Origin of the sequence: Mycobacterium hackensackense (genome assembly GCF_025822555.1) — a bacterium.
GTDB lineage: Bacteria > Actinomycetota > Actinomycetes > Mycobacteriales > Mycobacteriaceae > Mycobacterium > Mycobacterium fluoranthenivorans.
Genome location: NZ_JACKUC010000029.1, coordinates 248808 through 261577 on the forward strand (window position 1 = coordinate 248808; position 12770 = coordinate 261577).

Sequence of the window (12770 nt, forward strand, 5' to 3'; positions counted from 1 at the left end):
TGAGGGCGGCCCAAAAGACCGCTCCGGAACAGATTCGAGTGACAACAGTGATGAACCAAGCTCAATCGAAAACACTCGCGGTGATCGGTCTTTCGGCGGTCACCCTCTTCGGAGGTATTGCGTGTTCCAAGGATTCGTCCACGAACGCCAGTGCCGCACCGGAAACCGGCACCTCGGCGAGCATGACTGCGATGACATCGCCCGCGGCGACTTCGGCGATGGCCGATCCCGCCGCCGGTCTGGTCGGCAACGGGTGCGCCGTCTACGCGCAGCAGGTGCCCAGCGGGCCCGGTTCGGTCGCCGGTATGGCACAGGACCCGGTTGCCGTGGCCGCCTCGAACAACCCCATGCTCAAGACGCTGACCTCGGCGTTGTCGGGCAAGCTCAATCCGAACGTGAACCTGGTCGACACGCTGAACAGCAACCCCGGTCTCACCGTGTTCGCGCCGACCGATGACGCCTTCGCCAAGATCGACGCGGCCACCCTGGACAAGCTCAAGACCGATTCGGATCTGCTGACCAAGATCCTCACCTATCACGTGGTCGAGGGGCAGGCCAGCCCCATGCAGGTCACCGGACAGTACAAGACGCTTCAGGGCGGCACCGTCACCGTGACCGGATCCGGTCCGGGGCTCAAGGTCAACGACGCGGGCCTGGTGTGCGGCGGCGTGAAGACCGCCAATGCCACCGTCTACATGATCGACACCGTGCTCATGCCCCCCGCCTGAGTCCAGCTGCAGCACAACAGAACCCACGTGCGGCGTCCCGATTCGCACCCCCCCGTGGCACTCGGGGCGCCGCACGTGCCTGGACCGACCGGGAAGTCACGCGCATGCTCACCGTCATCGCCATCGGACTTCTCGGCGGTCTGATCACCGGCATCTCGCCGTGCATCCTGCCGGTACTCCCGGTGATCTTCTTCTCCGGCACCCAGAGTGGACCCACCTCCGCACGCCGGCCCTATCTGGTGATCGCCGGCCTGGTGCTGAGCTTCACCGCCGTCACCCTGACCGGTTCGGCGGTGTTGTCGCTGCTGAATCTGCCGCAGGACGCGCTGCGGTGGGTGGCGCTGGCCGCCCTGACGGCCATCGGTATCGGGTTGATCTTCCCCCGGTTCGAGGCGATTCTGGAGAAACCGTTCGCCCGCCTGCCGCAACGGCAATTCGGTTCCGGAACTTCGGGTTTCGGTCTCGGCCTGGCCTTGGGGGTGTTGTACGTGCCCTGCGCAGGGCCGGTGCTGGCCGCGATCATCCTGGCCGGCGCCACCGGCAATATCGGGTTGCCGACGGTGGTGCTCACCGCGTCGTTCGCGATCGGCGCGGCACTGCCGCTGCTCTTCTTCGCGCTGGCCGGGCGGCGGGTGAGCGAACGCGTCGGCGCCTTCCGCCGCCGCCAGCGTGGCATCCGCGTCTCGGCCGGCCTCGTCACCCTCGCGCTGGCGGTGGCCCTGGTGTTCGATCTTCCGGCCCACCTGCAGCGAGTCGTACCCGACTACACGGCGGCGCTGTCCGATGCCGTCGGCGGCGACCGGCAGATCCGCGACACACTCAACCTGGGCGGGATCGTCAACGACCAGAATGCCGGGCTGTCCAATTGCTCCGACGGTGCACCCGAACTCGAAAGTTGCGGCCCGGCACCGGATATCAAGGGCATCACGGCGTGGCTGAACACGCCGGGGAACTCCGCTGTCGACCTCGCGGCGCTACGCGGCAAGGTGGTGCTCATCGACTTCTGGGCCTATTCGTGCATCAACTGCCAACGCAGCATCCCGCACGTCACCGACTGGTACCGGGCCTACCGGGACGCCGGGTTCGACGTCATCGGTGTCCACACCCCGGAGTACGCCTTCGAACGGGTTCCGGCCAACGTCGCCGGCGGGGCCCGCGATCTGGGCATCACCTACCCCGTCGCGCTGGACAACGGTTACGCCACCTGGACCAACTACCGCAACCGCTACTGGCCCGCCCACTACCTGATCGACGCCGAGGGCACCGTCCGGCACGTGAAGTTCGGCGAGGGCGACTATGACGTCACCGAGAAACTGATCAGAGAGCTGCTTTCCCAGGCGCATCCGGACCGTGCCCTGCCCCCGCCGACCGGCGCACCCGACACCACCCCCCGGTCGCAGCTGACTCCGGAGACCTACCTCAGCGTGGGGAAAGTGGTGAACTACGGCGGCACCGGCACCTACGACCAGGGCACCGCGACCTTCGATCTCCCGGCCCGTCTGGCCGACGACACCTTCGCCCTGCGCGGTCCGTGGCGACTCGACTACCAGGCCGCCACTGCCGGGGCCGACGGCGCCCAGATCGCGCTGAACTACCACGCCCGCAACGTCTATCTCGTCGTCGGCGGCAACGGCACCGTCGAGGTGACCACCTCCGGCGGCACCCGGCGCATCCCCGTGCGCGGACCGCCCAACATGCGGCAGATCGTCGCGGGCGACTCCGCCGGGCCCGGCCATCTCGACGTGACGTTATCCCAGGGCCTGCAGGCGTATTCGTTCACCTACGGCTGACGGGCGGCCGGGTCCGCGGTGGCTTCGATCTTGATGACCCGCTCGCCGCGCAACGTCAGCACCACCACCGCGAACAACCGGCCGCGGTCGAAGGCCAGCAGCACCGGTTCGGCCGCGCACACCACGGTGGCGCCCGGCCCCAGGTAGCGCAGCAGGTTCACCGCCACGTCGTGCCGACCGTGATTCACCTGCGCGGGTACGGGCGGATCGGCCAGCACCGTGCCCACCCCCCAGACCTCGGGGTCGAGCACCGCGGTCAGCGCGGTCAGGTCGCCGTTGGCGCAGGCCGTGATGAATGCCTCGGTGACGTGGCGGTGCTCGGCCCGGGTCACCTCCACCAGGCCGGGTCCCGCTCCGGTGACCTTGGCCCGGGCCCGGCGGGCCAGCTGCCGGCAGGTGCCCACCGGCCGGCCCACGGTGGTGGCGATCTCCTCGAACGGCGCCCCGAAGACGTCGTGCAGCACGAATGCCACCCGCTCCCCCGGGCTGAGCATGCGCAGCACCGCCAGCAGCGCCGCGCTGACCTCGTCGTCCAGCGTGACCCGGTCGGCGGGGCCGGGCGTGGGGTCGGGGACCGTGGCCGTGGCGCTGTCCCCGCCGAGGTGGACGCGGCGCACCCGCGCCGAGCGAAGCAGATCCAGACACAACCGGCCCGTCACCACCGTCAGCCAGGCCCGCACGTCCTCGATGGGCTCGCCGGCCCGGGCCAGCCGCAGAAACGCTTCCTGCGCAGTATCTTCGGCGTCGCCGATATCGCCGAGCATCTGGTAGCCGAGGTTCACCAGGTAGGCGTGGTGCTCGCGCCAGGCGGTGTCGATCGAGTCGGTCATGGTGTTATGACGATCTCGCACCGGGAAAAGTTACGGGTAACTTTCCGCCCCGGGGTTCCGTCCTTGGTGGCATGAAAACAATTCTGGTCACCGGAGCGACCGGCAACGTCGGCCGCCCCCTCGTCGCACATCTTCTCGACGCCGGGGTGGCGGTCCGCGCCGTCACCCGTTCGGCCTCGCCCTTCCCGCCGTCGGTCACCTCGGTGCCGACCGCGGCGGCCGGAATGCCGGGCGCCGACGCCGTCTTCCTCAACTCGCGCGCACTCATCGGCGAACTCGAGGCCACCGTGGAACTGGCGCGGGCGCACGGGGTGCGCAAGCTGGTGGCACTGTCGGCGATCAATGCCGAGGACGAGGATGCGCGCCAGCCCTCGCGGGTGCGCGGTGATCGCAACCGCGAGTGCGAACAGCTCGCGGTCGCCTCCGGCCTGGACTGGGTGAGCCTGCGGCCCACGGTGTTCGCCTCGAATTTCGCGGGGATGTGGGCAGGGCAGATCAGAGCCGGGGACGTGGTCAGCGGGCCGTACGCGCAGGCGTGCACCGCGGTGATCGCCGAAGCCGATATCGCCGCGGTGGCGGCCGTCGCACTGCTGACCGACGCCCTCGACCGAACGCGGATCCCACTGACCGGCCCGCAGTCGCTGACCAATACCGAGCTGGTGCAGGTGATCGGCGCCGCGCTGGGCCGCGACCTGCGCTATGTCGAGCTGCCGCCCGACGCGGTGCGCGAGCGGTTCGCCGCCATCGGGTTTCCCGCCGCATTCGCCGACGCCTATATCGGCCTGCTCGAGGCCGGGGTCGGCCGGCCGGCACCGGTCACCGACGAGGTGCAGCGCATCCTCGGCCGGACCGCCACCACCTTCGCCCGGTGGGTCGGCGCCCACCTCGCCCTGTTCGCCGAATATCAAGGAGCAGAACATGTCTGATGACCCCACACCGCCGAGCTGGCTGAAGACGATGAACAAGCTGGTGGTCGCCCTGGGCCGGCTCGGGGTACCGGCCGGACCGTCTCAGGTCCTCACGGTGCCGGGACGCAAAACCGGGCAACCGCGCAGCACACCCATGACGCCGTTCGAGTACGGCGGTGCGTTGTACACGGTGGCCGGCTACCCCGGTGCGGACTGGGCGGCCAATGCCCGCGCCGCCGGCGCAGGTGTGTTGACCAGGGGCCGGCGCGCACGCCGGGTGCGCATCGTCGAGCTGACCGCCGAGCAGTCCCGGCCCGTGTTACGCGCGTTCGCGCAGAAGGTGCCGGTCGGGGTGGGGTTCGCCAAACGGTCCGGGCTCGTGGTGCACGGCACACCGGAGGAGTTCGAGGCACTGGCCGGGCGGCTGGCCGTGTTTCGTCTCGACGACCGGTGAGCTCACACCGTGCGGACGGTCCCGCCGTCGACGACGATATCGGCGCCGACGACCGATCCGGCGGCATCCGACACCAGGAAGCCGATGACCTCGGCCACTTCGGCGGGCTGGGCCGGCCGGCCCAGCGGTATGCCGCCGAGTGCGGCCATCAGGGATTTCAGCGCCGCGTCCCGGTCGGTGCCCTCCCCTTCCGCGATCCTGGCCACCAGGGCGTCTGCGGCCTCGGTCCGGATGAAACCCGGCGAGACGGTGTTGACCCTGATTCCCTTGGGCGCCAGCTCGTTTGCCAATCCCTTGCTGTAGGCCCGCAGCGCCGCCTTGGCCGCCGCGTAGCCGAGGGTGCCGTCATACAGGGGCATGCGGCTCTGGATGGATCCCACGTGCACCACCGCCCCACCGCCGGCGGCGATCATCGCCGGCAGCAAGGCCCGGTCCAGCCGGACGGCGGCCATCAGATTGAGTTGCAGCTCAAGGGCCCAGTCCTCGTCACCGAGATGGGCGAACCCACCGGCGGGAGCACTGGAACCGCCCGCGACGTGCACCAGGATATCGGTGCCGCCGTGGCGGCGGACCTCGTCGGCGACGACGGCCGCACCCTCGGGCGTGGTCAGGTCGGCGGCGACGAAATGGTCGGCGGTGACGGTCTCGGGGCGGTGTCGCGCCACGGCGGTCACCGAGACACCGCGCTCTTGTAACCAGTGCACCACCGCGGCGCCGGTGCCCTTCGTGGCACCCGTGACGACTGCCCGGCGCTGCCCCGCGGTCATCGCCGGCCGCCGCGGTCGGACCGGAAGATCGGCCAGCACAGGTCGGTTCGCCACTGCGCCGGATCCGGGGTGTCCCAGGCGAACCGCTCGTAATACTCGCGCAGGGGTCCGTCGACGCTGATCTCGTGCCGGGTCGCGTAACTGCCCAGTTCGGTGTAGGCGAGGTCCACGTCGTCATGGGGTCCGTCATGACGCACGACCAGCAGCTCGGCGGCCGGCACGGTGTACTCGGCCACCCGCCCGACCGGACGGACCGGTCCGGTCGCCGGGATGAACACGGTGGCCGGTCCGTGGTCACGGTCGAAGATCCCGAAACCGAAAAGGGCTCCGGGCGGCCCGGTCTGGGTCAGGTGCTGGGTGCGCACGGTCGCCTGCAGTTCGGCGACGGCACCCTCCCACCAGGTCGGCAGGTCGTCGCGGTCCACGTTGTCGTGCACCGCCACCGCGGCGGTCGTGGGCACGCTGCGATGCTCCAGCTTCCACGCACCCCGCGGCGGGTCGAGGATGTCCCGCAGCGCGTCGACCGCGGCCCGGGTATCGGCCAGCTGCGCCTCCAGCCGCTGCAGGTGGGTGCCGATCAGCGCATTGCGACCGGCGGGGTCGGCGGCCAGCACCGCCTTGACGTCGGCGATCGACATATCGAGTGCGCGCAACCGGCGCACCACCGCCGCGGTGGGCAGCTGGTCGTACGAGTAGTACCGGTATCCGGTGCCGGGATCGACATAACTGGGCGCCATCAGCCCGATGTCGTGATAGTGCCGCAGCGTCTTCACGCTCAACTGCGTCATCCGGGAGAAGTCACCGATGGATACCGTGTCGGAGGAGTCAGGCATGTGGCCAGTCTGGCGTCTCCCCCTGCGGGAGGGTCAACACCGCGCCGGTCGATCACTGAGCCGGGAAGCGCTCGATCCAGTGCCGGGCGATGTCCACCCGGCGGGCGATCCACACCGAGTCATGGGACTGCACATGGTCGAGGAACCGTTCCAGTGCGGCGATGCGGGCGGGCCGGCCCACCAACCGGCAGTGCAGGCCCACCGACAGCATTTTCGGCGCACCGGCCTCGCCTTCGGCGTAGAGCACATCGAAGGCATCCCGCAGGTAGGTGAAAAACTCTGTTCCGCTGGGAAACCCACTGGTGGAGACGTACTTCATATCGTTGGTGTCCAAGGTGTAGGGCACCACCAGGTGATCGCGTCCGCCGACCCGAGTCCAGTACGGCAGGTCGTCGGCATAGGAATCCGAGTCGTACAGGAAGCCGCCGTGCTCCACGACCAGCTGCCGGGTCTGCGGGGAGTCCCGGCCGGTGTACCAGCCCAGCGGCGCCGAACCGGTCAGCTCGGTCATCAGTGCGACGGCCTGTTCCAGGTGGTCGCGTTCGACGTCGACGTCGGTCAGTTGGTAGTTCAGCCAGCGCAGGCCGTGACAGGCGATCTCGTCGCCGCGGGCGGTGAACGCCGCCACGGCCTCGGGATTGCGGGCCAGTGCCATGGCCACCCCGAAGATCGTCAACGGCAGCCCGCGACGTTCGAAGGTCCGCAGCACCCGCCACAACCCCGCGCGCGAGCCGTATTCGTACAACGATTCCACGCTCAGGTGCCGGTTCGGAAACGACTGTGCGCCCACGACATCGGACAGGAAAGTCTCCGAGCCCGCGTCACCGTGCAGCACGGAGTTCTCGGCACCCTCCTCGTAGTTGAGCACGAACTGGACGGCGATGTTGGCCCCGCCGGGCCATTGCGGGTCGGGTGGGTGCGGCCCGTAGCCGACCATGTCGCGGGGGTACGTCACCGAAGTAATGTCGCACGCCGGGCGGCGTCACCGCATCTTGATGATGACCTCGTCGGCGAACCGGGCGATCGCCCCCGCCATATCGTCCGAGCCGAACCAGGGAGCACACATCACCGCGGTGATCCCGACCTCCTCGGCCCGCTGGAACACGTCCAGCGTCGGCACCTCGAGCAGGGCCAGCATGATCTCGAACGGCTCGTTCTCCCGGCCGTATTCGCGCCGGAGCACGGTGAGCCGGTCCACGTAACGCACCGCTTCGTCGAGCCGGTAGGCGGTGCCGACCCAGCCGTCGCACAGCCGGGCCGCGCGGCGCAGCGCCACCTCGGTCTCGCCACCGCACAGGATCGGCACCGGCGCGGGCGGGTGCGGCTCCAGCATGAGTTCAGGCACCTGGTAATGCTCGCCGTGCCAGGACACCCACCCACCGCGCCACAGTTCGCGCAGCGCCGGGATCATCTCGTCCAGGCGTGCACCGCGGGTTCCGAAATCCTGGCCCAGCAGCTCGAATTCCTCGCGCATCCACCCCGCTCCGACGGCCAGCGCCACCCGGCCCGCCGAGATGACCGAGGCGGTGGCCACCAGTTTGGCCACCGCCACCAGCGGTCGCGACGGGGCGACGTAGATGGCGTTGGAGAATCGCAGCCGCGTGGTCAGCGCCGCCATCGCCCCGATGAGCACCCACGAGTCGGGCCACGCCGTCTCCGGCTGCCACGGCGGAACCCCTTCTGGGGAAGGGTATTTCGATTTCAGGTCGCGCGGATAGACCAGATGGTCGGCGCTGATCAAGCCGTCGAACCCGGCGTCGTCGAGCAACGGCGCCAGCCGCAACGCGGCGGCGGTGTCCATGAACGCGGTGCCGCTCCAGAACTGCATCAGCGCAGCGCCACCTCGCGTTGCGCCAGTACCGAATGCCGCCGCCCGTAGGCCAGGTAGACCACCACACCGACGGCCATCCAGATCCCGAACCGCAACCAGGTCAGGCCGGTGAGGTTGAGCATCAGCCACGCGCACGCGGCGATCGAGGCCAGCGGCAGCAGCGGCACCCACGGCACGCGGAAGCCGCGCGGCAGGTCCGGCCTGCTGCGACGAAGCACCAGCACGCCGGCCGAGACGAGGATGAAGGCGAACAGGGTGCCGACGTTGACCATCTCCTCCAGCTTGCCGATCGGGAACACCGCCGCCGCCACCGCGGTCAGCACGGCCACCAGGACGGTGATGCGCACCGGGGTGCCGCGGGTGCCGGTGTGGGCCAGCCGGCGCGGCAGCAGGCCGTCCCGCGACATCGCGAACAGCACCCTGGACAGTCCGAGCAGCAGCACCATCACCACGGTGGTGAGCCCGGCGAGGGCGCCGATCGAGATGACCTTCGCCGCCCAGTGCACGCCGTTGAGCTCGAACGCCGTGGCCAGGTTGGGATGGCCGTTCCCGGCCTGCTTGAGGTCGGCGTAGGACGCCATCCCGGACAGCACCACCGATACCGCGACATAGAGCAGGGTGACCACCGCGAGCGAGGCGAGGATGCCCTTGGCCACATCGCGCTGCGGATCGCGGGTCTCCTCGGCGGTGGTCGCGACGACATCGAAGCCGATGAACGCGAAGAACACGATGGAAGCCCCCGCCAGCACGCCGTAGAAGCCGTAGTGACTGCCCGCGGCGCCGGTGAGCAGGGAGAACACCGACTGATCCAGGCCGGTTCCGGTCGCATCCGCCGATTCCTGGGCAGGGATGAACGGCGTGTAGTTGGCCGCCTTGATGAAGAACGCACCGACGATCACCACCAGCAGCACCACCGCCACCTTGACGGCGGTGACGACGGCACTGAAATGCGAGGACAGCTTCGTGCCGAAGGCCAGCAGGGTGGCCACCACCGCGACGATCAGCAGCGCACCCCAGTCCAGCGTGAGCGCGCCGATCTCGGTGGTTCCGCCGGCGAACCCGAACACGGTGCCCAGGTAGCTGGACCAGCCCTTGGCCACCACCGCCGCCCCGATCGCGAACTCCAGGATCAGATCCCAGCCGATGATCCAGGCCACGAACTCGCCGAAGGTGGCATACGAGAAGGTGTAGGCGCTGCCGGCCACCGGCACCGTCGAGGCGAACTCGGCGTAGCACAGCGCGGCCAGGCCGCAGGTGACGGCGGCGATGACGAAGGACACCGAGATGGCCGGGCCGGTGATGTTGGCCGCGGTCGAGGCCGTGACCGTGAAGATGCCGGCGCCGACGACGACGGACACCCCGAACACGGTGAGGTCCCACCAGGTGAGGTCCTTGCGCAGCCGGGTTCCGGGCTGGTCGGTATCGGCGATGGACTGCTCGACGGATTTGACTCGACTGCCTGCCATCTTGGGAAAGTACCCACAATCGACGGCCGGTCGGGCCGGATCGCCCGGGTGTGCCAGAATGTCGAACCAGACAAGTCTGGACCAGATGTAGACCGACGAGGAGCAACCGTGGCCAACACCGAGGTCGAGCGACACACCGGTGTCGACGTGGAAGAAGTTCCGTCCGCCGCGTGGGGTTGGTCGAAGGAGAACCACACCTGGATCCACATTGGCGGCATCCTGTCGGCCATCTTCCTGCTGTGCATGCTGCGCGGTAACCACGTCGGCCATGTCGAGGATGTGTTCCTGATCCTCTTCGCCATCGGCATCCTGGGCGTGGTGGCCCGCGACTGGTGGGCCCGCCGCGCCGGCTGGTACCGCTGACCGCGTCAGCGGGATCAGCGAAAAAGCACCGCCGGGTTGAGATAGCCGGTCGGATCGAAAGCCGTCTTCACCGCCCGCATCGCCGCGATATCGGCGTCCGTGCGCGACATGGACAGGTAGTCACGTTTGCGGCTGCCGACGCCGTGTTCTGAGGACACGTTGCCGCCGTGCGCCGCGATCAGGGTCATCATCGCCGCGTAGAGGGCGCGCTCCCGTTCCCCGGTGAGGGTGCAGCGCACCAGGTTCAGATGCAGATTGCCCTCCCCGATGTGGCCGAACAGCACCGGGATGGCATCGCGCGTGTGCTCGGCCACCAGTACGGTGGCATCCTCGGCGAAGCTCGCGATGGCGTGCAACGGTAGCGACACGTCGAATTTCAGCGGCGGACCGTACACACCGAGGATGTCCGCCACCGCTTCGCGAACCTGCCAGAGTCGTTGCTGGGCAAGGGTGTCCACCCCGACGGCGGGTTCCCCGCGCACGCCGGGCACATCGAGCAGCTCGGCCAATCGCTCCGTCGGATCCAGGTCGGCGGCCAGTTCTATCAGCAGTAGCCACGCGCCCCCGACGGGGGCCGCGACACCCAGATGCTCGGCGGTCAGTGCGGCGGCACGGGCGTCGAGCAGTTCCAGCGCCGCGATACCGTCGGTGTCCCGGAAGACACGGCCGGCCTCGACGAGCGCGGCCAGGTCGTCGAAACCCGCGATGGCCGTGACCCGGTGCGCGGGTACCGGATGCAGCCGGAGATCCACTTCGGTCAGCACACCGAGGGTGCCCTCCGCGCCGACCAGCAGGGCGGTCAGGTCGTAGCCGGTGTTGTCGCTGCGCACCTGGCTGTGCCGGGCCAGCACGCTGCCGTCGGGCAGGGCCACCTGCAGGCCCAGGATCTGCTCGCCCATATTGCCGTAGCGCACGGTGCGCAGCCCGCCGGCATTCGTCGACGCCATCCCGCCGATCGTCGCCGAATCGCGGGCGGCCAGATCGACCCCGAAGAGCAGCCCGGCCGCGTTGGCCGCACGCTGGACCGCGGCCAGGGTGACGCCTGCGCCCACGGTCACCCGGCGTTCGGCCACGTCCACCTCACCGAGCGTGGTCAGCCGCTCGGTGGACAGCAGCACATCGTCGTGTTCGGGTACCGTGCCGGCCACCAGGGACGTCCGGCCGCCCTGCACCGTCACACAGGCCCCGGCATCCCGGCACACCGTGAGCACGGCCGCGACCTCCGCGGCGGTTCCGGGGCGCACCAGGGCCTGCGCGTGACCGCGGTAGCGGCCCGTGTGGTCTATCGCGCGCCCGGCCAGCACCTCGGGATCGGCGCTGACGTACCCGGCGCCGACGGTCGAGGCCAGCCGGTCGAGCAGTGGGGTCATCCCCGAATACTAAAGCTAGCTAACCGATATGAGATCAGGACCGTCCGATGGGTACCACAACGCACAGCTGTGGAATTCCTCCGTGGCGGTGACGGTGGCCGGGTCGCCCCCTGCGGCGGCCATCGCGTGCGCCTTGAATGCCCGCGCCGCGGGACTGAGTCGGTGCTGCACCGGCTCCACCCTGCCCGCCATCTCCGACGGCTGCGATCCCCAGACCGATACCTCGATGGCCCGTCGTTCCACCGCCCGCACCACGTCGCGGCGCATCCGGGCATCCATCCCCCAGGCTTGCGCCGACACCGCGAGCGCCGCGGGATCAGCGGTCACGAGGTCGAAATTGGTTTCCAGCGCGCACGCCCGGACACCGAGGATATCCAATGGGCGTGAGCCATACCGCTGCGGCACAAGCACTTTGACCTTCCAGCCGGCGCGCACGCGGTCGAACATCCAGCCGCCGGCCGCGCGCACCGCGTCCAGCGGATCGACCGCGACGACCGAGAGTTCATAGGACAGCCGCGCGTGCAGCGGGTGGGCATCGTCGAGGCGAAATGAGCGGGCTTTCATGCGGTCTCACTCCTTGGGGACGGGACTCGGACGGCGGGAGGGCAGGCCGGGAGGGCATCGCCATACCCACAGCGTGACATTTTGTACCGTTTCTGTAAAGCTCTGTGGGTCAGCTGTCCGCCCCATCGCCTCGTTCGTGGAGTGCCGTCATGAGTCTTTACGCCGGTCGCGGCCCACTGGGCCCCGACCCCGCGGGGTGGTGCTTTCCGCCGCTGCCCGACGATGTCGTGTTCATCGAGCCACATCCTCGCCGCGTTCAGGCAGTGGTCAACGGCCGCATCGTCATTGATACCGAAGCCGCGTTGATGGTCCATCGTCGCGGCCACCCCCTCGCCTACGCGTTCCCCCTCGGCGAGACCGCCGATCTCCCCACCACGCCACTGCCCGAGAAGCCCGACCATGTGCACGTCCCGTGGGACGCCGTGGACACCTGGCTCGAAGAGGGCCGCACCCTGGTGCACTATCCGCCGAACCCCTACCATCGGGTCGACTGCCGGCCCGGCCACCGCGGGCTGCGGGTGACGGTCAACGGCGCCACCCTGGTGGACACCGCCGAATCGACGGTGCTGTTCGAGACGGCCTTGGCGCCGCGCCTGTACGTGCACCCCACTCAGGTCCGCACGGACCTGCTGCGCCGCTCCGCCACCACCGCATACTGCAACTACAAGGGGTACGCGACGTACTGGTCGGCGGTGGTCGGTGACGCGGTCATCGAGGACATCGCCTGGAGCTACGAGACGCCGCTGCCCGAATCGGCCCCGATCGCGGGCTTCCTGAGCTTCGACGAGACCCGCACCGAGGTGCTCGCCGAACTACCCGGTGGCAGCCACGGCGACTGCGGTTGCTCCACCTGACACCGACCCGAG

The 12770-nt window shown here is 69.3% G+C and carries 14 protein-coding genes; 6 read left to right on the forward strand and 8 right to left on the reverse strand.

Translation table 11 applies throughout. The features are described from left to right. Window positions 1-50 precede the first annotated feature (50 nt). Window positions 51-728, forward strand: a complete 678-nt coding sequence (locus H7J86_RS04330) for a fasciclin domain-containing protein (protein WP_267289543.1) — start codon at window positions 51-53, stop codon at window positions 726-728. Between the two features lie 104 nt (window positions 729-832). Next, a complete protein-coding gene (locus H7J86_RS04335) occupies window positions 833-2518 on the forward strand; it encodes a cytochrome c biogenesis protein DipZ (protein ID WP_267289545.1) in 1686 nt (561 codons plus the stop codon). Here the strand turns inward: H7J86_RS04335 and sigI are convergent. Next, on the reverse strand, window positions 2509-3348 hold the full coding sequence (gene sigI / locus H7J86_RS04340) for an RNA polymerase sigma factor SigI (RefSeq protein ID WP_267289547.1): 840 nt from the start codon (window positions 3346-3348) through the stop codon (window positions 2509-2511). The two genes, H7J86_RS04335 and sigI, sit on opposite strands and share 10 nt — an antisense overlap. A 71-nt stretch (window positions 3349-3419) precedes the next feature. Here sigI and H7J86_RS04345 point away from each other — a divergent pair, with 71 nt between their 5' ends. Further along, a complete protein-coding gene (locus H7J86_RS04345; RefSeq protein ID WP_267289549.1) occupies window positions 3420-4274 on the forward strand; it encodes an NAD(P)H-binding protein in 855 nt (284 codons plus the stop codon). Then, complete coding sequence (locus tag H7J86_RS04350; RefSeq protein WP_267289551.1) at window positions 4267-4710, forward strand: nitroreductase/quinone reductase family protein; 444 nt, start codon at window positions 4267-4269, stop codon at window positions 4708-4710. Before H7J86_RS04345 ends, H7J86_RS04350 begins: the two co-directional genes overlap by 8 nt. A 2-nt stretch (window positions 4711-4712) precedes the next feature. Here the strand turns inward: H7J86_RS04350 and H7J86_RS04355 are convergent, their stop codons facing one another. The 5 genes from H7J86_RS04355 to H7J86_RS04375 are packed head-to-tail and all read right to left on the reverse strand — an operon-like array spanning window position 4713 to window position 9607. Further along, window positions 4713-5477 carry an SDR family oxidoreductase gene (locus H7J86_RS04355; protein ID WP_090357264.1) on the reverse strand — a complete coding sequence of 255 codons (765 nt, stop codon included), beginning with the start codon at window positions 5475-5477 and terminating at the stop codon, window positions 4713-4715. After that, window positions 5474-6310 (reverse strand): MerR family transcriptional regulator, encoded by an 837-nt coding sequence (locus H7J86_RS04360; protein ID WP_267289553.1) that lies wholly within the window; start codon window positions 6308-6310, stop codon window positions 5474-5476. The genes H7J86_RS04355 and H7J86_RS04360 overlap by 4 nt, the downstream gene beginning before the upstream one ends. Before the next feature lie 52 nt (window positions 6311-6362). Continuing rightward, entirely contained in the window at window positions 6363-7247 is an 885-nt protein-coding gene (puuE, locus tag H7J86_RS04365; RefSeq protein WP_170847227.1) for an allantoinase PuuE, read from the reverse strand. 45 nt (window positions 7248-7292) lie between these two features. Then, complete coding sequence (locus tag H7J86_RS04370; protein ID WP_267289555.1) at window positions 7293-8138, reverse strand: TIGR03619 family F420-dependent LLM class oxidoreductase; 846 nt, start codon at window positions 8136-8138, stop codon at window positions 7293-7295. Continuing rightward, window positions 8138-9607, reverse strand: coding sequence for an amino acid permease (locus H7J86_RS04375; protein ID WP_267289556.1), 1470 nt, complete (start codon window positions 9605-9607; stop codon window positions 8138-8140). The genes H7J86_RS04370 and H7J86_RS04375 overlap by 1 nt, the downstream gene beginning before the upstream one ends. Before the next feature lie 108 nt (window positions 9608-9715). On the opposite strand from H7J86_RS04375, the gene H7J86_RS04380 reads away from it, so the two are divergent. Beyond that, on the forward strand, window positions 9716-9970 hold the full coding sequence (locus tag H7J86_RS04380) for a DUF2631 domain-containing protein (RefSeq protein WP_090356757.1): 255 nt from the start codon (window positions 9716-9718) through the stop codon (window positions 9968-9970). A 14-nt stretch (window positions 9971-9984) separates the two neighbouring features. Here the strand turns inward: H7J86_RS04380 and H7J86_RS04385 are convergent, their stop codons facing one another. Together H7J86_RS04385 and H7J86_RS04390 are read right to left on the reverse strand one after the other, a co-directional pair. After that, complete coding sequence (locus H7J86_RS04385; protein WP_267289558.1) at window positions 9985-11340, reverse strand: FAD-binding oxidoreductase; 1356 nt, start codon at window positions 11338-11340, stop codon at window positions 9985-9987. Between the two features lie 15 nt (window positions 11341-11355). Beyond that, window positions 11356-11904 (reverse strand): hypothetical protein, encoded by a 549-nt coding sequence (locus H7J86_RS04390; RefSeq protein ID WP_267289560.1) that lies wholly within the window; start codon window positions 11902-11904, stop codon window positions 11356-11358. A 149-nt stretch (window positions 11905-12053) separates the two neighbouring features. Here H7J86_RS04390 and H7J86_RS04395 point away from each other — a divergent pair, with 149 nt between their 5' ends. Further along, the gene (locus H7J86_RS04395) at window positions 12054-12758 is read left to right on the forward strand and encodes a DUF427 domain-containing protein (RefSeq protein ID WP_267289562.1); all 705 of its coding nucleotides are present in this window, start codon (window positions 12054-12056) and stop codon (window positions 12756-12758) included. Window positions 12759-12770 lie beyond the last annotated feature (12 nt).

Excerpts from the sequence above, each read along its gene's own strand:
- H7J86_RS04370 (WP_267289555.1), bottom strand. The coding sequence starts at position 8,138 with ATGCAGTTCTGGAGCGGCACCGCGTTCATGGACACCGCCGCCGCGTTG.
- H7J86_RS04395 (WP_267289562.1), top strand. The coding sequence starts at position 12,054 with ATGAGTCTTTACGCCGGTCGCGGCCCACTGGGCCCCGACCCCGCGGGG.
- sigI (WP_267289547.1), bottom strand. The coding sequence starts at position 3,348 with ATGACCGACTCGATCGACACCGCCTGGCGCGAGCACCACGCCTACCTG.
- H7J86_RS04355 (WP_090357264.1), bottom strand. The coding sequence starts at position 5,477 with ATGACCGCGGGGCAGCGCCGGGCAGTCGTCACGGGTGCCACGAAGGGC.
- H7J86_RS04330 (WP_267289543.1), top strand. The coding sequence starts at position 51 with ATGAACCAAGCTCAATCGAAAACACTCGCGGTGATCGGTCTTTCGGCG.
- H7J86_RS04385 (WP_267289558.1), bottom strand. The coding sequence starts at position 11,340 with ATGACCCCACTGCTCGACCGGCTGGCCTCGACCGTCGGCGCCGGGTAC.
- H7J86_RS04390 (WP_267289560.1), bottom strand. The coding sequence starts at position 11,904 with ATGAAAGCCCGCTCATTTCGCCTCGACGATGCCCACCCGCTGCACGCG.
- H7J86_RS04360 (WP_267289553.1), bottom strand. The coding sequence starts at position 6,310 with ATGCCTGACTCCTCCGACACGGTATCCATCGGTGACTTCTCCCGGATG.
- H7J86_RS04350 (WP_267289551.1), top strand. The coding sequence starts at position 4,267 with ATGTCTGATGACCCCACACCGCCGAGCTGGCTGAAGACGATGAACAAG.
- H7J86_RS04345 (WP_267289549.1), top strand. The coding sequence starts at position 3,420 with ATGAAAACAATTCTGGTCACCGGAGCGACCGGCAACGTCGGCCGCCCC.
- puuE (WP_170847227.1), bottom strand. The coding sequence starts at position 7,247 with ATGGTCGGCTACGGGCCGCACCCACCCGACCCGCAATGGCCCGGCGGG.
- H7J86_RS04375 (WP_267289556.1), bottom strand. The coding sequence starts at position 9,607 with ATGGCAGGCAGTCGAGTCAAATCCGTCGAGCAGTCCATCGCCGATACC.
- H7J86_RS04335 (WP_267289545.1), top strand. The coding sequence starts at position 833 with ATGCTCACCGTCATCGCCATCGGACTTCTCGGCGGTCTGATCACCGGC.